15 protein-coding genes and 1 pseudogene are annotated in these 18,339 nt (G+C 63.5%); 5 read left to right on the top strand and 11 right to left on the bottom strand.

Annotated features, from left to right (window positions below; translation table 11 throughout):
- Positions 1-18 precede the first annotated feature (18 nt).
- The 4 genes from ACAG24_RS23980 to ACAG24_RS23965 all read right to left on the bottom strand — a co-directional run bounded on the left by ACAG24_RS23980 (position 19) and on the right by ACAG24_RS23965 (position 4,818).
- Entirely contained in the window at positions 19-1,332 is a 1,314-nt protein-coding gene (locus ACAG24_RS23980; RefSeq protein ID WP_370475090.1) for an FAD-binding oxidoreductase, read from the bottom strand.
- A gap of 54 nt (positions 1,333-1,386) precedes the next feature.
- Positions 1,387-2,820 (bottom strand): amidohydrolase family protein, encoded by a 1,434-nt coding sequence (locus tag ACAG24_RS23975; RefSeq protein WP_370475089.1) that lies wholly within the window; start codon positions 2,818-2,820, stop codon positions 1,387-1,389.
- A 165-nt stretch (positions 2,821-2,985) separates the two neighbouring features.
- On the bottom strand, positions 2,986-4,167 hold the full coding sequence (locus tag ACAG24_RS23970) for an acyl-CoA dehydrogenase family protein (protein WP_370475088.1): 1,182 nt from the start codon (positions 4,165-4,167) through the stop codon (positions 2,986-2,988).
- Between the two features lie 99 nt (positions 4,168-4,266).
- Complete coding sequence (locus ACAG24_RS23965; RefSeq protein ID WP_370475087.1) at positions 4,267-4,818, bottom strand: flavin reductase family protein; 552 nt, start codon at positions 4,816-4,818, stop codon at positions 4,267-4,269.
- A gap of 488 nt (positions 4,819-5,306) precedes the next feature.
- On the opposite strand from ACAG24_RS23965, the gene ACAG24_RS23960 reads away from it, so the two are divergent.
- Complete coding sequence (locus ACAG24_RS23960; RefSeq protein ID WP_370475086.1) at positions 5,307-8,171, top strand: AfsR/SARP family transcriptional regulator; 2,865 nt, start codon at positions 5,307-5,309, stop codon at positions 8,169-8,171.
- A 21-nt stretch (positions 8,172-8,192) separates the two neighbouring features.
- Here ACAG24_RS23960 and ACAG24_RS23955 read toward each other — a convergent pair whose 3' ends face one another.
- The 5 genes and pseudogenes from ACAG24_RS23955 to ACAG24_RS23935 form a co-directional block, all read right to left on the bottom strand.
- Positions 8,193-8,600: an amidohydrolase family protein gene (locus tag ACAG24_RS23955; RefSeq protein ID WP_370475085.1), complete on the bottom strand. Its 408-nt coding sequence runs from the start codon at positions 8,598-8,600 to the stop codon at positions 8,193-8,195.
- Between the two features lie 208 nt (positions 8,601-8,808).
- Positions 8,809-10,089: pseudogene (locus tag ACAG24_RS23950) on the bottom strand (AMP-binding protein); the annotation flags it as partial.
- A gap of 22 nt (positions 10,090-10,111) precedes the next feature.
- Complete coding sequence (locus tag ACAG24_RS23945; protein WP_370475118.1) at positions 10,112-10,864, bottom strand: lysophospholipid acyltransferase family protein; 753 nt, start codon at positions 10,862-10,864, stop codon at positions 10,112-10,114.
- 87 nt (positions 10,865-10,951) lie between these two features.
- Positions 10,952-11,728 carry an SDR family oxidoreductase gene (locus ACAG24_RS23940; protein WP_370475084.1) on the bottom strand — a complete coding sequence of 259 codons (777 nt, stop codon included), beginning with the start codon at positions 11,726-11,728 and terminating at the stop codon, positions 10,952-10,954.
- 97 nt (positions 11,729-11,825) lie between these two features.
- A complete protein-coding gene (locus ACAG24_RS23935; protein ID WP_370475083.1) occupies positions 11,826-13,256 on the bottom strand; it encodes a wax ester/triacylglycerol synthase family O-acyltransferase in 1,431 nt (476 codons plus the stop codon).
- Positions 13,257-13,390: 134 nt separating this feature from the next.
- Here ACAG24_RS23935 and ACAG24_RS23930 point away from each other — a divergent pair, with 134 nt between their 5' ends.
- On the top strand, positions 13,391-14,131 hold the full coding sequence (locus ACAG24_RS23930; protein WP_370475117.1) for an SDR family oxidoreductase: 741 nt from the start codon (positions 13,391-13,393) through the stop codon (positions 14,129-14,131).
- A gap of 30 nt (positions 14,132-14,161) precedes the next feature.
- Positions 14,162-14,620: a MaoC family dehydratase gene (locus tag ACAG24_RS23925; RefSeq protein WP_370475082.1), complete on the top strand. Its 459-nt coding sequence runs from the start codon at positions 14,162-14,164 to the stop codon at positions 14,618-14,620.
- A gap of 10 nt (positions 14,621-14,630) precedes the next feature.
- Here the strand turns inward: ACAG24_RS23925 and ACAG24_RS23920 are convergent, their stop codons facing one another.
- On the bottom strand, positions 14,631-15,401 hold the full coding sequence (locus ACAG24_RS23920) for an SDR family NAD(P)-dependent oxidoreductase (RefSeq protein WP_370475081.1): 771 nt from the start codon (positions 15,399-15,401) through the stop codon (positions 14,631-14,633).
- A gap of 174 nt (positions 15,402-15,575) precedes the next feature.
- Between ACAG24_RS23920 and ACAG24_RS23915 the strand changes: the two genes are divergently transcribed.
- Both ACAG24_RS23915 and ACAG24_RS23910 read left to right on the top strand, forming a co-directional pair.
- Positions 15,576-16,145 (top strand): TetR family transcriptional regulator, encoded by a 570-nt coding sequence (locus ACAG24_RS23915; protein WP_370475080.1) that lies wholly within the window; start codon positions 15,576-15,578, stop codon positions 16,143-16,145.
- 79 nt (positions 16,146-16,224) lie between these two features.
- Complete coding sequence (locus ACAG24_RS23910; RefSeq protein ID WP_370475079.1) at positions 16,225-17,433, top strand: amidohydrolase family protein; 1,209 nt, start codon at positions 16,225-16,227, stop codon at positions 17,431-17,433.
- A 60-nt stretch (positions 17,434-17,493) separates the two neighbouring features.
- Here the strand turns inward: ACAG24_RS23910 and ACAG24_RS23905 are convergent, their stop codons facing one another.
- Positions 17,494-18,246 (bottom strand): FadR/GntR family transcriptional regulator, encoded by a 753-nt coding sequence (locus ACAG24_RS23905; RefSeq protein WP_370475078.1) that lies wholly within the window; start codon positions 18,244-18,246, stop codon positions 17,494-17,496.
- Between the last annotated feature and the right edge of the window lie 93 nt (positions 18,247-18,339).

The following is an 18,339-nucleotide window of genomic DNA, read 5'->3' as shown; positions in this document are numbered from 1 at the left end:
CCGGCCCCCGCCGAAGGGTCAAAGGCTGCGGCCCGGGTTGAGAATGCCGTGAGGATCGAAAGCGGCCTTGACCTTTGCCGAAAGTTCGCACTCTATAGGGCCGATCATGCGTTGGAGGTATCGATGTTTGAGCACGCCGACGCCGTGTTCGCCAGTAATCGATCCGCCAAGGTCCAGACAGGCGTTCACCATCGCGTCGAAGGCGTCTCGCGCGCGGCCGGTTTCGTCGGCATCGCCGGCGTTGAAGATGATCGTGGGGTGAAGGTTTCCATCGGCGGCGTGCCCAAACGTGCCGATGGTCAGGTCGTGCTTGGCGGCGATAGACTCGATAGCACTTAGCATTTCCGGGAGGGCTGGTACCGGCACGGCCAGGTCGTCGAGGAGCGCAGATCCCTGCTTTTCGAGTGCGGTGAACGCTACCCGTCTAGCCTGCATGAACTGCTCGCCCTCTATTGGATCGCTGGTGTGGTAGACCTCGGTCGCGCCGTGCTGGGAGCACAGGCCAGCGCAGGCGGAGGCCTGTGCTTCCGACGTGCGGTCGTCGTACTGCACGAGTAAGAGCGCGCCGGCGGTTGCGTCAAGGCCCATTTGTGTCATTGCGTTCACCGCGGCGATGGTGGTTTGGTCCATCAGTTCGGCCACGCAGGGTTCGGTGGCATCGCGTATGCCAAGCACTGCGGAGATGGCCTGCCCCACCGAGGGGAAGCTGGCCACGACAGTAGCCGGATCCGCTGAAGACCTGCGTAACCGAAGAGTCGCTTCGACGATCACGGCCAGCGCGCCTTCCGACCCGACGATGAGCTGGGTGAGGTTCAGGCCCGCTGCGTTCTTGCGTGTGACAGCGCCGGTGTGAATGATCCGGCCGTCGGCGAGTACTGCCGTCAGCGCTGCGACGTGATCGGCGGTCACGCCGTACTTTGCGCAACAGGCGCCCCCGGCATTGGTGGCGATGTTGCCGCCTATTGTCGAGATCTCACGGCTGCCTGGGTCAGGGACATACCACAATCCGTGTTCAGCCGCCGCGGCGGCGAGATCGGCGTTGATCACTCCGGGCTGCACACGCGCGATGCGCCTGCCCGCGTCGACGTCTAAGATTCTGTTCATCCGCTCCATCGACAGGACGATGGCGCCGTCAATGGCATTGGCGGCACCGGCCAGTCCAGTCCCTGCGCCCCGCGTCACCAACGGAATCTTGTGTGCGTGGGCGTACTTGAGGGTGGCGACGACGTCGTCGGTGTTGCGGGCACGCACGAGTGCGGCGGGGTAGCCAGCGGCGGTCAGTGCTGATTGATCGCGACGGTACGCCGTCATGGCATCGACGTCGATGGTCATCGCCGAACCGAGGACCTCTTGGAGCTCTTTCATCGGCTGCCGCGTGTGAGGCGACTAGTGTCCAGTTTGTGTGAGCAGGTTACGCACGTCACGGTTGTCCGTTCCCTGTGTGATGCGATCCAAGCCCCCTCCCGTGCTGCTCTTTTGTGCGGCTTCAAACATGTGCGCCCGGGAACTCTCGGCTCGCGCGACCAGGTCATCGATGTTGATCTCGGTGAGTTCATGCGCCCATTTGCGGATTCGTCCGCTCACGAACACGACGTCAACGTCGGTGAGAGCAGCGAAGTTGACCACGGTGCCAGCGGCGTCGCTAGCGCGTGGGCGTAGATGGAATGCGGTCGTGCTGATGCTGATGATGTCGGCCTTGAAACCGGGTGCAAGGATGCCGATGCGGTCCTGTAGGCCGGCATTGCGGGCGCTGCCGGTGGTGGCGGCTTTGATGACGTCGATGGGATGCCAGGGACGCACGGAATCCCGACCCTGGAAACTCAGGTCGTAGGCGCGCTGGCGTTGCTGACTCAGAAGGGTGCGCATCTCGGTCAAAAGATCTAAGCCGTAGGCGATTTCGTTGTCAGAGCTCAATCCCGGGGCGATCCCGTGTTGTTCGGCTTCGATGACGCTGGGGTATGCCTCGCCGAGACCGAATTGCGGTTCGGATCGCGGAACGACGTTGACCGCGACGCCGCTGTCGGCAAAGGCGTGCCATCCACGAGCGGGAATGCCAACACAGTGGTTGTAGGTGTGGTGCTCGTTCATCAAACCTGAATTGATGAGCTCGTCGAGATTGGTTACCCAGTGCCCCATTTCGGCACTGACGGCGAAGCCGTGGTCACGGGCGAACGTCCAGGACTCGATGCTCGGATGGATGTCGAACAACCGCAAGGTGAGGAGTTGGTCGGTTGAGGTGAAGTAGCGGTCTCGCAACCGAATCAGATCCTCGGGAAGGGCGCACCTGTGCTCACCGATTAGTGGTGCCCCAGCACAGTAGACGGCTCGGATTCCGGTCGACGCCAGCGCGTTGATGGCGGCGTCGCAGTGTTCGGGCGTGCGGGAGTTGTGGCTGTTGTCCACGATGGTGGTGATACCAGCGTTCAGTGCATGGGCAGCGGTGATCGACTGGCCGACCGCCATGTCCTCGGGTCGATATTGAGGGGCGAAGGCACCGTGGGCGAGCGCCAGATAGTTCTCAAAGTCTGAATGTGGGCAGACGCCGCGTAGTTGGCCTTCCCACGCGTGCACATGCGAGTCCACGAGACCGGGCATCACGATGGAGTCGGTCATGTCGACGACAATCGTGTCCGGGTGATTTGCAGCATCGTCTAGCGTGGGCGCGACCGCTTCGATGTTCTCCCCGCGGATGAGTACGTCACCGGAGGGGATGCCGTCCACAGTGCCGATGAGCTGCCCACCGCGCAGCAGGATGCGTTGCTCATCTCGAATGCCTGATACGCGCAGGCGATCGAGCGTTTCACGGTCGCGAGTTGGCATACCGGTTGGTTCCTTCCTCGAAAAACCCAGGCGCGGCGACGAGAAGCTTGCTGTGTTGAATCGGCTTAACTCATGGTGGACGCCGACCTGCAAATCTTGGCGAAAGTGCGCGGGGCCGCGATGGGGGCGCACGCGCCGCAGACCGTTCCGCTACCCCGCACGGGGCTAGAGCAGTGTGGTGTTCGGTTCCAGACCAAGCAGATGACGGCCGTAGAGCTCCTTGGCACTATCGGGCTGCTGCAGCGCATGCAGCGATAGGGCATGTGCATCACGGAAGTACCGCTGGATCGGAACGGAATTCTGTATCGCCGAGGCGCCGCTGGCGTGGTAGCAGACGGTCGCACACTCTCGCGCATACGTGGTCACCTGGGAAAGGTAGGCCCGCACGCGTACACGGTCGTCGATCGAAGGAACAGATCCCAGGCCGCCGTCGACGAGTTGACCGATGCGGGTCGTGTACATCTCGGCAATCTCCAAGGCTTGTTGCGCGTCTGCCACCTGACGATGGGTAATCGGCGCCTGGGTGGCGTCGGCGTAGCTGGTGTAGGTGATGGCGCGTCCAGGTAACCGTTCCAGGAAGACATCCATGGCACCACGCCCGATGCCAAGCATCGGGCCCGCCTGTATCGCCAGGAACAGATGTACAGCCGGGCGGTTGTAGTAGGGATCCGCCCCATACTTGCGTGGCACGAACGTTCCTGATGCGAGGTCGGGAATCGCGATCACTCTCGAGTGGGGGACGAACAAGTCCTCCGTGGTGATCTTATTGGTGGCTGTTCCTGACATTCCCGAGGCATCCCATGTGTCGTGCAAAGTGACGCTCGAGGTAGGAACCAAACACGCGATCGGGGTAGGGCCGCGGTCTCCGGCACACATGCAAGCCAGGCCCACCCAGTTGCTGTGCTTACCCGCGGTGTTCCACATCCAAGTGCCCGACACCATCACTCCGCCATCAACTGGCCGCGCCTGCCCGGTCGGGGCAATCAATCCCGTCACCCTCAGATCTGGTGTAGCGAGGATTTCTTCGGCGGCTTCGTCGGCAAAAAATCCCACCCACGTGTTCGTCGCAGTGATGATCGCCGCCATCCACCCCGTCGATGGGTCGCCACGGCTGATCTGGGCCAAGATTTCGTTGATCGAGGTGATGTCAGCCTGAAGCCCGCCCCGGTCTGTCGGCAGCGTCAGGCGAAACACACCCGCCTCGGTCAGCGCGTTTAGGTTTTCCGGCAGCATGCCCCGCTGTACCTCGGTCTCGCGGGCTCGTTCGCGCAATGCTGGCACTAAAGCGTCGACGCGGGCGCGCACATCGTTCACTGTCAACTTGGCGTCAGTGGCTGTCTCAGCCATAGCTGTTCCTCCATCGGTATCGCCGCCACGTCGTGGCAACACACTCCTTGTTCAAATCATGCTGGCCGATCGCAAACAACTCCGAAACCCGCCGAGCGCCTACGTCCAGCCGAGCTGCCAGATGTCGCTGTCCACGACATGGCTGGGGTCCATGCGGGTAAGCCGACCGCCGCAGAATACGAGGGGCCGCGATGGCCCGTTGGTGCGCACGGCAAGGACCTCGATCAAAGAGAAAATGTGGTCTCCCGCGTCGCACACGCTGTGTGGCTTGCCGACGACAGTCAAAGGCGCACCTGCCAAAAGGGGCACCTCGAATTCGTCGTCGATAGTCCAATTCAGCCGCTCGAATCGTGAGGCCATCGGCTTTCGAAACTCCTCGACCGTGGCCAGATCGGTTTCGCGCAACACACTGCATGACACGCGGTCGGCGTCGAGAAGATAGGGCACGGTGCGAGACGTCCGCTCGCCGAGATACCCCACCAGCATCGGAGACAGCGACACCGACGTGAACGTCCCCACCAGCATCCCTATCGGCTCGCCGTCGTGAATGGTTGCGATCACGATCACGCTCGTCGGGACTCGGGACATGGCAGTGCGGAAACTTAGGTGGTCGGGGACCGTCGCATCTGCCGGACGCGGACCGACGGTCACCGCTGCGTCCGACTCGTGTCATACAGGAGCGTTAGCTTCGCGGGCGGAACGGGGTGCAACACTCTCCGGCCTTTCGTCGTAGTGCAGTGGGCTGCTGGGCGGCACCCGGAGCAGGCTAAGCGCTGGGAAGCACGGGCTCTAGCACGACCTCCACGATGCGGGGTGCATCGAAATGTGGACGAAAAGAAGGCCCCGCAGGGCCATCATCGGCAGCCGCGCCGCGATCGTGGGCGTGCGCTGCATAGAGCCCGACGTCTACACAGGGCTCTCACCATTTATTTTGCGCCGATTTACACCTAGCGTGAGGCTATGTGTAACCACCGTCACAGTTCATGGAGGTAGATCGGAGTCTTGTGTCCCTGAACATTGTCGAGGACTTCCTGATCGATACCCGCACTCGACGGCCACCGATTCCGGACAACGCGATCAAACGGTCTCGCGTCGTCGAGCTGATTGCAGCTCGAGTGCAAGCGCACGATCTCGTATGGGTGACCGCCACCGCTGGTGCCGGTAAGTCGACAGCTGTGGCTCAATACGTTGAGTCGCGGGAAGCGCCCGTAGCATGGCTCCGCGCCGATGACGGCGACATCGCAGCGGGACGGTTCTTGCTCTACCTCGAGCGCGCCATCCGCATCGCCCGGCCCGATCATCCGGCCAAGGTAGAAGAGGCTCTCGCACGCGGCATCTCTCAACAAGACACCGCGGCGCTGCTTGCCGAATCGACCGCCGGGCTTGACCTGTTGGTGGTGATCGACGAGATCGAACACATCGCAGACTCGACGGGAAGCCGCTCGGTGCTGTCGGCATTCCTGAGCTACGCGGGCCCATCGACAAAGGTCATCTTGATTTCGCGACGCAATGTCGATCTCGGACTGGCCCGAGCGGAGCTCTACGGTCGCGTTGGACACGTCCGCGAGCACGATCTGGCGTTCTCCATAGGAGAGGCGGAAGAGGCGTTGACTCGGCTCGACCGCTCCGAGGGCGTCGACGTGGCCGATGCTGTACGCGCTACCGGCGGATGGGTCACGGGCGTGTTGTTCGAGTCGTGGCGTTCGGCCCACCATGTGCCAGGCTCCGGCGGCGAGGCCGATCCGCTGAACAGTTTTCTCTCGTCGGAAATCATGGCCGCGCTCGATACGCGTTGCCAGGATTTCCTGATTCGTACGGCAGTCCTCGATGTCGTGTCTCCGCAACGCGCCGCTCAGCTCGGCATCAAAGACGGTGCGGACACGATGCGGGTCCTCTACGACGCACATCTACCCGTGGAGTTCGACGGGCCCAGCCGGATGCGTTCACACGCACGATTCCGCGATTATCTGATCGACCGCTGGGCCGAGCTGGAGGAGACTACCCAAGCCGACATCCGTTACCGGTACGGGCAACTTCTGGTGCTGGAAGGGTGTCCCGAAGAGGCTGTCACCCAGTTTCTGAGTGCCGGTGACCCGGCGCAAGCCGAGGATGTGGCCGCAGAGGTGATTCTCGATGTCGCGCGGCGCGGGGACTTGGAACTGGTAGAGCGCTGGCTTGACGCATTCCGGTCGTGGCGTGTCGATTCGGTTCCCGCGTTCATCGCCGCCGACCTTCTCGTGGGTCTCGATCACGAAGAGTTCGGACGCGCCGCGCGCGCAGCCGATCGCCTCTTGCAGGTCGGCGACACTGCCCTTTTGTCGGACTCCCGATTGCTATCGGTGATGGCGTGGGGGTACTTCGTCGCCGGCCGCGTCGAAGACTCGCTGCGTGTCCTCGACCAGCTGGGTCCACGTGACCCGCAGACCGCTGCCATGCGTTTCTGTATCGGCGTCGAACTCGTCGACGATCAGGCGCACTATCGAGACCGCCCAGCCGACACCCACACCGAGACCGACGGTCTGCTGGCCCGAGTCGATCTGGCCCACGGCCGGTTCCGCGAACTGGTCGACCGCGGCGAGATCCCCTTAACCGCGGTCCGCTTGGCGCAAGTAGGTGCGCTAGCTGGTCTTGGTCGCCTGGAAGAAGCTCAAGAACGGCTACCGGCCAACGTTTCCGGCTGGACGTATACCCGGATGCAGGTGGAGATCCTCGCCGAAAGCGGTCGGCCCGCCGAGGCATGGTCGGCGCTCATCGCCGGCCGAGAACGCCTCGCTGCCTCCGAATCTCCGCTTTATCGTATGTTCGCGTTGCTTGCTGAGGCACATCTGTCTTTGCGGTTCGGCCGCGACGTCGAACATGCTCGCGCGCTATTGCGCGCCGTCGAACAACAGCCCACAGCGATGCGCCGCGTCAGGGTGCTCGAACAACTCGCACTGTGGAAGGGCCTGATCGCGTTGCTCGAAGACGACGTGTCGGAGGCCGCCAACCAACTCAATGCCGCGGTGTCACTCATGACGAAATGGGACCGTCGTCTCTTCCTGCCCATGGCCGCGGTCTACCTCGCCGAAGCACAATGGAGGGCCAATAACGAGGACTTGGCAGACGCCGCCGCGGATCTGGCCCTGCGCACCGCCACCGAGATCGGTTCGACACAACTACTCAACGACTCGCTGGCCGACTTTCCCGCCGTGCTGTCCCGGCGCCTCGATATCGAAGTCGATCCCGATGGACCGTGGCACGATTTGGGCCGAACGCTGATCATCAATGCCGAAACCTCGGAGGTGGTGCGACCAGCAACGCTGTGCGTCGACGAGCTCGACACTCCCGCTGTGGTCTTATCGGGCCGGCGCCACCCCGTCAAATTGGTCAAGTGCATCGAGCTACTGAGCTATCTTGCGACAGCAGGCGGTAGTGCGCCACGTGCCGACGTCATCTCCGCGCTCTTCGAGAGCAAGAACGATCAGGCCGCTAACGCCTACCTACGCATTGCCGTGAACGGCATCCGGGACCTGACCGGCGATCCGGAATGCATTCAGGTCGGCGATGGTCATATCCGCTGGAGCGGAGGGATCCTGACCAGCACCTACGTCTCGACCATGACCGCATACCGGCGGGTGAGAGCAGCCAACGGACCCGAGCGCCTTGGCCTGTCGATGCAGTTGTTCAACGAACTGGACGGCAAGACGATTCTGCAGGGAGCGCGGTCGATTTGGGCGCTGGACCATCAACAGCGTTGGGCCGCACTGGTTCTCGATATCTGTCACACCGCGGCCGAGGCCGCCTATGACACGGCGCGTTACGGATTGGCACACCGCCTTGTCGGCCAGGTCCTAGCCCGTGATGCCTATCGCGAACGGGCGTGGCGACTGTCGATGAAGATCGCTGCAGCCGTCGGCGACACCGATCGTGTGATCGCGGCCTATCGCGACTGCGAGAAGGCTCTTGGTGAGCTGCCGACCACACCGTCGAAGGCCACTCGCGAATTGCTCGCGCGGTTGCGGTGACTAACTGGACGTTACTCGGAGTCAGCCCTCGCGGCGGACATACGGGGCGGGAAACCACTCTCCGGTGACACTCACCGAACGTTCACCGTGGTCGAGCGCCTCCGCGACGCCCACCAGGTTGGCGGCATAGATCTCCTCGGCGCCGAAATAGCCGCCGAGCATCGCGCGGATGCCCGAAAAGTACTGCGAGCCCTGCCAATCCGCGGCGATGTTGCGCAGTACCGACTCCCAGACATGGCGGTGGGTGTCGATAAAGCCGGGAAGGGCGATGCGACCGGTCGCGTCGACCACTTCGCAGTCGACCACTTCGACTGTCGGACCGACCTGCGCGATCCGGTCACCGTCGATGAGCAGGTCTGCGGTGTCCAGGACGCCGATCGCCGGATCGGCGGTCAAGATCGTGGCGTTCTTGATCAGTTTTCGGCGCATTGCCATCAGCTCCCTCACTAGCCCCGTGCGCGTTGTCCCGCTGCAGGACGGCTGTGCGAAGTTGCGCTATCGTAGGAACTTGAGTTCGGCGGCTTTGCCGCCAGGTGTGCGCCGCCGCGGGGTCGGCTGCCACTTCTCTCGCGGCGGTTCGCCCAGGCGGTTACGCAAGGTGCCCAAGTGGTCGATTTCGAGTTCGATCTGATCACCCGGAGTCGACGTAGCCGAGGTCGCCCGAGGCCATGTAGCCGTCGTGGAAGTCTTTGTTGGCACCTGTTGTGTAGGAATCGAATTGAGAGCTGCTGCGGACGACGATCTCGCCGGGCGCACCCGCGGGCTGGGCTCGGCCGTCCCCGTCCAGGATTCGGACGTGTACGCCCCGTAACGGACGACCGGCGGTCTCCGGGGCGGCGCGCAGGTCCGCGGGCGTTGCCGTGGCCACCATGCCCACCTCGGTGGCGTTGTAGTTGTTGTAGACGACGTCTCCGAACTGGTCCATGAAGGCGGTGACGGCATCGGGCCGCATCCTTGATCCGGACGCTGTCACGAATCGCAGCGATGAACCGCGGTAGCGACGGCGGACGCCGTCGGGCAGGTCCATGATCCGGTCGAGCATCACGGGTACGACGCTCAGCCCGGTGGCGCGATGTTCGTCGACCAGCGTCATCGTCGCCTCGGCGTCGAACTTTCGTCGCACCACGAGTGTGCACGACATCAGCGTGCCGAGAACGAGCTGGCCGTACCCCCATGCGTGGAACATGGGCGCGGCCACGACGGTGGTCTCCTCCGCGCGCCAAGGGACGCGCGACAACACCGCTGTCAGTTCGGCGGGCCCACCTCCACCCGACCGCTGCGCGCCTTTCGGTGTCCCTGTCGTGCCGGACGTCAGGAGGATCAATTTCCCCGACCTCGTCGGTTTCGGCGGATGCTGCCCGCGGTGAGCCGTAATGAGACCATCGACGGTCTCTGCCGCAGAAGGGTCGTCCGTCCACGCGGTCAGGACAGCGGTCTCCGGCGCCCGTGACACTGCGTGTGCGACGATCTCGCCGAACTCGTCGTCGTGGATGATCAGGTCCGGCTGCTCACGCGTGACCACGTCCGCCAACGCCGGCCCGGCGAACGAGGTGTTGAGCAGTAGAACATTGGAGCCCAGTCGGTCCGCGGCCGCCAATGTCTCGACGAAGCCCCGATGGTTTCGGCACAGGATGGCAATCGTGGGTGCCGCGTGGTCCGAGCGTGCGTGTAGTGCTGCGGCCAGCGCGTCGGCTCGTTCGTCGAGGTCCCGATAGCTTAGCGTGCCTCGCTCGTCGATGATTGCCGCGCGATCGGGGCACCGCCGCGCGGAGAGGGCGATGCCGGTGGTGTTGGTCGGTCCGGTGCGCGCGATCGCGGCGGCGATGCGTACGTACTTGTCGGGCCGCATACCGGCGATCAGTCGTGCCCGTGTCAGGGTGCTGACGGTCATTCCCAGGTCCTGCAGGCCCGTTCGCATTTGATCTCCGAATCCCATGGCGTCAGCCGATCACCGGGAACCGTCGCCGGGCGGCGAGATCGTCCAGCGCCTGCTGCATCACCGCACGCACATGCTTGTCCACCATGGTCACGTCCGGATCGGGACCGAACTCGGCGGCGATGTCGATCGGCTCCAGGACCTCGGTGACGATCTTCGCAGGCAGCGGTAGGTTCAGCGGAAGCAATGTGGTCACCCCGAACGGCACACCGAAGGTGAGGGGGACGACGTCGGTGCGCAGGAGTCTGGGAAGGCCGAGACGCCTGCCCAGCCACTGGCCACGGCTGAGATAGACCTGGTTCTCCTGGCCGCCGATGGACACCGTCGGGACCAGTGGCACACCGGCGTTCAGGGCCGTCGTCACATAGCCTGTCCGGCCGTTGAAGTCGATGGTATTTGCGTGCCAGGTCGGCCGGAACGCGTCATAGTCTCCACCGGGAAACACGACGACGATGGCGCCCGAGCGCAGCGCCGCGTCGGCCGACGCCCTGCTGGCCGGGATCAGGCCCGCCTTGCGGAAGAGCTCCGCCTGTGGTCCGCGGAACAATATGTCGTGGCCGAGCGCGAACAGCGGTCGTTCGTAGTCGAAGTACTCGTAGAAGTCGGCGGCCAACACCGGGATGTCCATGGGCAGGACCCCGCCGGAATGGTTCGACACCAGCAGTCCACCGCCCTGGGGAATCCTGGCCAGACCTCGAACCTCGGAGCGGAACCACACCTTCGCCAGCGGGCGTAACGCGGACATGACGCGTCGCATGAGCGCCGGGTCCCACGCCGGCAGACCACCGGTCTCGTCCTCGGTGTAGGACTCGTTTCCTGTCACCCGATCAGCCTCTCGCGTAACCTATTTCGGCCCGAACCGCTGGGCACCGTCGAGGCGCATCACCTCACCGTTGACATACCGGTTCGCCAGCAGGAAGGCGGCCGCATCGGCATACTCCGCGGGCTCCCCGAGGCGCCGCGGGAAAGGGATGTTGGCGGCGAACTTCGCCAGTGCGTCCTCCCCGACAGACTCCATCAGCGGCGTCTTCATCGTCCCGGGCGCAATCGTGTTCACTCGGACACCCACCGAACCGAGGTCCCGCGCGGCCGCCAGGGTCAGCCCTATCACGCCCGCTTTGGCAGCGGCGTAGGCCGTTTGGCCGATCTGGCCTTCATATCCGGCGATCGAGGCCGTCATCACGATGGCGCCCCGTTCGCCGTCTTCTGCGGGTGTACCAGAGGCGATCTCGACGGCGGTCAGACGCAGCAGGTTGTAGGTACCGGTGAGGTACAGGTCGAGGGTCTTGGTGAAGCCGTCGAGGTCGGCAGGTGTGCCGTCTCGCTGCACGACGCGCTGCGCCACTCCCCAACCGCCATGCGCGATCACGGCGTACCGCAGGTTGCCCAGATCCTGGGCAACCTGGATGGCTCCTGCGACACTGTCGGTATCGGTGACGTCAGTGCTGACGAACGCGGCCTTACCGCCGAGGTCGTCGGCGAGCGCGCTTCCCTTTTCTTCTGCGAGGTCGGCGATCACCACGGCGATGCCCGCGCCGTGCAAGCGGCGCACGGCGGCCTCGCCGAGCCCTCCCGCGCCGCCACTGACCAGTACCGATGACCCGGGAACCAGATGCCCCACGACGCGCCCCTTCATAGACCGGTCTACCACGGACGAGGACCCAGCTACCTATCGAAGCATTATAGGCAAATAATATATCTGATTCCAGCGTATCCGCCTACTGCTGATCACCGACCTCCGACATCGCCGTATCCGGTATCCGAGGCTCTTCGGAAATACCTATCGCCCTGCGAATCTCGTAGAAAGATGCCAGAAGTGCGCCACTGACCTCGTCGATACTGTCTGTGCTCTGATCGTCGGCCAGCACGGTGATGTTCAGTTGATCCACGTAGCTCCAAGCCGTGATGTTCATCGCGCTGCCCGCAGTCAACGGTCCCACCGAATAGAACTCGGCCATCGGGGCGCAGCCGATGACGCCCTCTTCTGAGGGGCCACGCACATTGGAGATCGACAGGTTGTAGAGATTGTTCTTCCGGTCGCGCCGCGCCATCCAACGAAAAGCGAGGGGCGCTAGCGGCGGCGGCAGATAGTCGACCCAGCGGCCGATCAACTCGGGCCCCAACAGTCTGTTGTTCTCCTTGGCCCGATTTGTCGCGTGAGCTACCAGGCGGCAGCGTTCCACCGGGTCGTCGACGTGCACCGGCAAGGACACGAACAATGCACCGAGAGCGTTTCCACTCACGCGGTGGGGTGAGGGGTCGGTGTTGACGGGTACCGAGGCGATGATCGCGCGCTCTGCCCGGCCGTCATACCGTTCGATGAGCGCGCGCAGGGCGCCCGCCGAAATCGCGAGGAACAGGTCGTTGAGTGTGATGCCGAGTCGATCCTTGACTTCCTTGGCATCGGCCAGGCTCACCGAGGCGGTGACGAACCCGCGGCCCGGCGCCACCCTACGATTGATGAACGTCCTTGGTGGCGCGAACAGTTGAGCCATTTCTGGATGCGGATCGCGACTCGCCGCATGCCGCCGGACGCTGCGCACGCCCGCGACAGTGTCGCGGATCAGCGCAGGCAATTTGGCAAGGTGTTCGAGGTGGTCGCGAGCGGCCGCACGCAGCAGCGTTCGCGTATCCGACCGGGCGGGCACCACAGGCTTCGGTCGCTCCGACATTCTCGTCGAATCCATGGCCAGAGCGAGAAGATTCGCCGACGCGACGCCATCGGCGAGTGCGTGGTGCACCTTGGCGACGATGACGGTCTTGTTCGGCGCCAACCCCTCCACGAAGGTAATCTCCCATAGAGGCCTGTCGCGAGGTAACTGTTCGGTGGCAATATCGCCGATCAGCCTGTTGAGGGCAACTCGGCCACCCGGTGGCGCCAACGCGACCCTCTTGACGTGACGGCCAACGTCGACATGCGCATGCTCGGCCCACATCGGATGGTGCAGCTTGAAGGGAATGTCGACGAGCTGAAAGTTCAGCGGATCGAGCGCAGGTAGCGCCCTGCGGACCAGATCGGTGAAGTACGAGAACGTGAATCCCTCTTCACAGCCCCGGGTGTCGACCACCGCGACTTTGAGGGTGTGAGTGGTGATGTTGGACGTCTCGCTGTAGAGCAGCATCGCGTCCCAACCGCTGAGCCGTCTCACGGCATACCCCGTCTGTCGGTGCTGCGAATGACTTCTCCATCAAACCCCGCGCCGCGGGCCCGCGTGTGCATCTCGCCCAATTTCTGGTAGAAGATTTATCTGTTTGTTGGCTCGGCCACCTAGGAGATGGTCCGTTGAAGTCACCCCGTTCAGTACTGCTCACCGGCGCGTCCCGCGGCATCGGCCTCGCCATTGGCCACCGACTGGCGCAACAGGGGTTCGGATTGACCCTGGCCGGCCGCGATAAACACCGATTGGAGGAGGTTGCGCGCGACCTGCACGCTGGGGGTGCCGCCGACGTTGCCGTCGCCGAGGGCGACGTCCGCGACGATACTTATCTGCATGCTCTGGTGGAAACCCACCGCGCGACCTTCGAGACGATGGATGCACTCCTACTCAATGCCGGGGCCGGTGCGGCCGGTTCGTTATCGGAATTTCACATCAAGCGCTTCGACAAACAGATCTCGTTGAACCTACGGGCTCCGTTTTTGCTCGTACAGAACAGTTTGCCGCTGTTGCGCGCATCTGCGCGCGAGAGCGAGCGGGGCGGCAAGGTCATCGCGATGGCGTCCATCACCGGCATGCACGCTGAACCGGAACTGGCGGGCTACGGCGCCGCCAAGGCAGCCCTGATTTCGTTGTGCCGATCGATCAATGCCGAGGAGAACGTGAACGGCGTCCAGGCAACCGCTCTCGCACCCGGGTATGTCGCGACATCGATGTCGGACTTCAAGCATGATGTCCTTCCGCCCGAGCAGATGATCCCGGTGTCCGATGTTGTCGAGATCGTCGACGCCCTCCTGCGCATGACGCGACGTACCGTCGTTTCCGAGATCGCGCTCGTACGATCCGGCATCTCCGGCCCTGTCGCCTGACAGCATGCTCTCCACGAAAGGACCACCACCGTGAGGGTTTTTACGACCAATGAGGAAATCGTCGCGGCCGTGGGCGACGAGCTCGGCGTCAGCGACTGGGTGACGATCACCCAGGAGCAGGTGAACACGTTCGCCGACGCGACCGGTGATCACCAATGGATTCACGTCGACGTCGAGCGCGCGCAACGTGAGTCACCGTTCGGTGGGCCCATCGCCCACGGCTACCTCAGCTTGTCGCTGCTGCCCATGCTGGGATGGCAGATCTACAAGGTCGACGGCGCCCGGATGGGAATCAACTACGGCTCGAACAAGGTTCGCTTTCCGGCCCCGGTACCGGTGGGGGCATCGGTCCGGCTCCGCTCGTCGCTGAAGTCGGCTGAAGTGCTCGCCGACGGCGCCGTCCAGATGGTTGTCACACAGGTGCTCGAGATCGACGGCGTCCAAAAGCCCGCCGTCGTCGCGGAGACCATCAGCCGGGTGGCGTTCTGACGGCAGATCGTCAGTACCGCATGTGTATTCCCGCGGCGATGTTGAGCGTCTCGCCAGTCGTTGCCGCCGAGCGGTCGGAGATCAAAAAAGCAGCCGCCTCGACGATGTCGTCCACCGTAGCGAGTCGGCCCAGCGGTGACTTGGCGCGCTCCCCGTCCTTCATCTCTGGATGCAGTGCGTCGGTGAACCGTGTCCCGGTGACCATGCCCATCGACAGCGTATTGACGCGAATTCCGTGCGGGCCGCCTTCGTGTGCGCAGGAGCGCGTCAGCACGTTCAGGCCACCCTTGCTGACCGCGTAGGGCGCCTCGATGCCCAGCCCTCCGACGTCTGGTGCGTAGGTGGACACGTTCAGGATCGTCCCTCCCTGGCCGGCGTCCCGCATCTGGCGCATTGCCTGCCGCGAAAGCATCCACGGTCCACTGAGGTTCACCGCCAGCACGCGGTCCCAGTCGTGCGGGTCGTAGTCGAAGATGGATCCCATCACGTTGTAGGCGGCGTTGTTCACCAAGATCGACAGCGGCCCGACGTCGCGCAGCACCGCGTCGGTGACCTCGACGATCTGATCCCTATCACCGACGTCGAGGGTACGGGCGTGCACCGTGGCGCCGGTCGCGTCGACGATCTCCTCGGCGGCAAGCGCCAGACGCTTGTCATGGGAGTCGGTGAGCACGAGCGTTGCGCCGTCAGCTGCCAGGCGGGTGGCGATCGCTTTTCCGATGCCCTGGCCCGCCGCAGCCGTGACCAGCGCGATACGTCCGTCCAATTCCCTGCCTGCCACGCGATTTCACCTCCGAGTGTTCGATGAACTAGATGAAGGTAGATGATAGTGATGAATGCACTCTTGGCACCGTCACACTGCCGACTCCGATCGGGGCAAGCCGAACTGCGCCCGACGTTGCTATCGTCTGCGTCTACCGAATCACCTGTACACCCGGCGACGACTGGACCTCCGATGACGTCACTTCGCGAGCGGAACCGCAACCGCACCTTGCGGGATATCGAGGCCGCGGCCCTGGATCTGTTCGAGCAAGACGGCTACGCATCCACCACGGTGGATCAGATTGCCAGGCGGGCCGGGGTATCCAGCGCTACGTTCTTTCGCTATTTCGGCTCGAAAGAGGAGGTCTTGTTCGTCAACGAACAGGATGCCGTCGACGAACTCGTGGCCTTGGTCGCCGCGCGCGAGGACCGAGAGGCCTCGCTGGCCGCCCTCTCCGAGCCCGTCGCCGCCTTCGCGCACAGCTACCTCAACGACGCCGATGCAGAGACGAGGCGTGCCACCCGCCTTGTCATGACGACAAGAGAGCTCGAGTCGCGCAGCATGCGGATGCGACTGCGCTGGGAGCACGCCGTCGCGCGGCAACTGGCCGAGGAGAGGCACCGTGCCGTCAGCGGCGCCGATGTCCTGGTCGCGAATCTGGCGATCGCGTGCTTGACGGCGGCCTTGTGGCTCTGGCGCACCGATCAGGATGACATCGGCGACACCACCAGAAAGATGTTCGCGCAGGCCATGTCGCCTTAACCGGCCCTGTGCGAGACTCTCTCATTTTGATAGTGTCTATCGTGGAAGTACTGATGCCGCCGCGCTGAGGAGGATCGCCATGGCGTTGATCGAGAATTCGGTGGGCACCCTGCCCTATCTCATGACCGATTTCGACCAGCACTCGTATGAGGCAGAGGACGCGTTCACGCGCTTCATGCCCAAGGACAAACTTCGGACGGCGGTGCGCACGATCTCAGCGCCCGGGTTCGACCATAAGGTGTTGCTCGCAAACGATCGCCTGGTCACCGCGTTGGAGAACGACCTCGACGAGGCCTACGTGCCGGGATCGCTGGTCGAGATGCTCAAGCAGCGCGCCTCTGGCGATGCCTCCGACGCCGAGCGGTTCTATGAGCCGATCCAGGACGAGTACCGCGACAAAGACAAGCGACTCGTCCAACTGAGTGAGCAGCAGATCGAGAAGGCGATCATGTATCCCGGCGGTTGGGGTCTGCTCGCCGAGGCGTACCTCACCGACAACGAGGTGCTCTACGACAATCTGACCGCCTTCAACCGGTGGATCGACGAGGACTGGGGCTTCGGTTACAAGGACACCATCTATGCACCGGCAATGCTGTCGATGCGCGATCTCGACCGCGCGTGCGCCGAACTCGACCGCGTTCTGGACGCGGGGGCTCGCTTCATCTTGCTGCCGGCGGGACCCGCCTATGGCCGCTCCCCCGGCGATCCTTACTTCGATCCCTTCTGGTCCCGCATCAACGAGGCCAAAGCTGTTGTCTCCTATCACATCACAGAGTTCTTCTATCAGGAGAACGTTGCGTCGGCGTGGGGATGGAAACTTGTGCCTCCGTTCCAATTCTCGGCGTGGCAGTGGCAGAACTCCTACGGCGAGCGTCCGATCACGGATACTCTGTCGGCCCTGATTTTCGACAATCTCTTCGGGCGATTTCCCCACATCAAGGTGCTGGTGAGCGAATTCGGGGCCGAATGGATCCCGCACTTCATCCGACACATGGACAAGAGTCGCGGAATGGCTCGGGGTGGCCCATGGCTGGGCGGCCAGCTCAAGGAACGCCCCAGCCAGATCTTCAAGAACCACATCCGCGTTGTGCCCTATCCGGAGGACGACACCCCTGCGCTCGCCGACCGCCTCGGTACGACGGACTGCCTCCTGATGGGCTCAGACTGGCCACACGCCGAAGGCCTCCGCGAACCCGCCGACATGTACACCCGCGTCGAAGGACTCGGCGACGAAAGGCGCAAGCTGTTCCTGCGTGACAACGGGATCAAGCTCATCGCCGGGACGTGACCGCGGACGGGGCTTCGCTTCTGTCCGGAGCAAAGCCCCGATCCCGCACCCACCGCTGCGTCAGGACAGTACTTCGATCAGCGGTGAGTCCGCCTCGCCGACCATGAAGCGCTGCACCGCTTCCAGATGCCGACGCCAATGCCGTTGCGCTCCTTCGACATCGCCGTCCACCAACAGCTTGACCAGCCGCCCGTAAGCCTTTTGCGCATTCTTGTTGGCGCTTCGCTCGTAGCCGCGCGGATGCGAGGCGATGAACACCTCGTTGTGCGCTTCGATGATCTGGAACAGCATCTGCGCCAGCGCTCCCAGAGTCGTGCTGCCCGCCTTCTCGATGACCGCGAGGTGGAACTTCACGCTGAATTCGGCGAATGCCTCTTCGTCGTCGACAAGTTCCTCCCCCTGTTCGACGAACTCTTCGAGTTCGCGAAGCACCGCCTTGCGCCGGCTCGCCCCGAGGAGACCGACCGCAGAGACTTCGATCTCGGTGCGGCCTTCGTAGACATCACTGAGCGGTGTTCCTTGGTACTGCAGGAGGATACCGAGATAGCGCGCCGCCACTGCTCCATCGGGTTCCAACACGCGACCACCACCGCGTGCTCCTCGAAGGACGGTGATGATGGCCTCGGACTCCAGAATGCGGAACGCTTCTCGAAGCGTCGGCCGCGACACCCCGAACTCCTGCATCAACACCGCTTCGTTGGGCAGGAGCTCGCCGGGTTCGAGATTTCCGGTGATGATGCGGCGTCTCAGGTTGGCGGCGACGAGCTCGCTTGCCTTCGGTACCTTGACCAGCTGAGACTTCGATGTCGCCACGCCCGCTGGTCCTTTCGCCGCACCCGGAGATCCGTCACGGATCGGGAATCATCACATCTGTTTGGATGAATATACTCTTTACCCGGCCGTGTG

It is taken from the genome of Mycobacterium bulgaricum, from assembly GCF_041287165.2.
Classification (GTDB): Bacteria; Actinomycetota; Actinomycetes; order Mycobacteriales; family Mycobacteriaceae; genus Mycobacterium; species Mycobacterium bulgaricum.
This window is presented reverse-complemented; position numbering and strand designations above follow the sequence as displayed.

What these genes read in the sequence shown, in the direction of transcription:
- ACAG24_RS23980 (WP_370475090.1), bottom strand. Translation starts at nt 1,332, where the DNA reads ATGACCATCGACGTCGATGCCATGACGGCGTACCGTCGCGATCAATCA.
- ACAG24_RS23975 (WP_370475089.1), bottom strand. Translation starts at nt 2,820, where the DNA reads ATGCCAACTCGCGACCGTGAAACGCTCGATCGCCTGCGCGTATCAGGC.
- ACAG24_RS23970 (WP_370475088.1), bottom strand. Translation starts at nt 4,167, where the DNA reads ATGGCTGAGACAGCCACTGACGCCAAGTTGACAGTGAACGATGTGCGC.
- ACAG24_RS23955 (WP_370475085.1), bottom strand. Translation starts at nt 8,600, where the DNA reads ATGCGCCGAAAACTGATCAAGAACGCCACGATCTTGACCGCCGATCCG.
- ACAG24_RS23945 (WP_370475118.1), bottom strand. Translation starts at nt 10,864, where the DNA reads ATGCGACGCGTCATGTCCGCGTTACGCCCGCTGGCGAAGGTGTGGTTC.
- ACAG24_RS23915 (WP_370475080.1), top strand. Translation starts at nt 15,576, where the DNA reads ATGACGTCACTTCGCGAGCGGAACCGCAACCGCACCTTGCGGGATATC.
- ACAG24_RS23910 (WP_370475079.1), top strand. Translation starts at nt 16,225, where the DNA reads ATGGCGTTGATCGAGAATTCGGTGGGCACCCTGCCCTATCTCATGACC.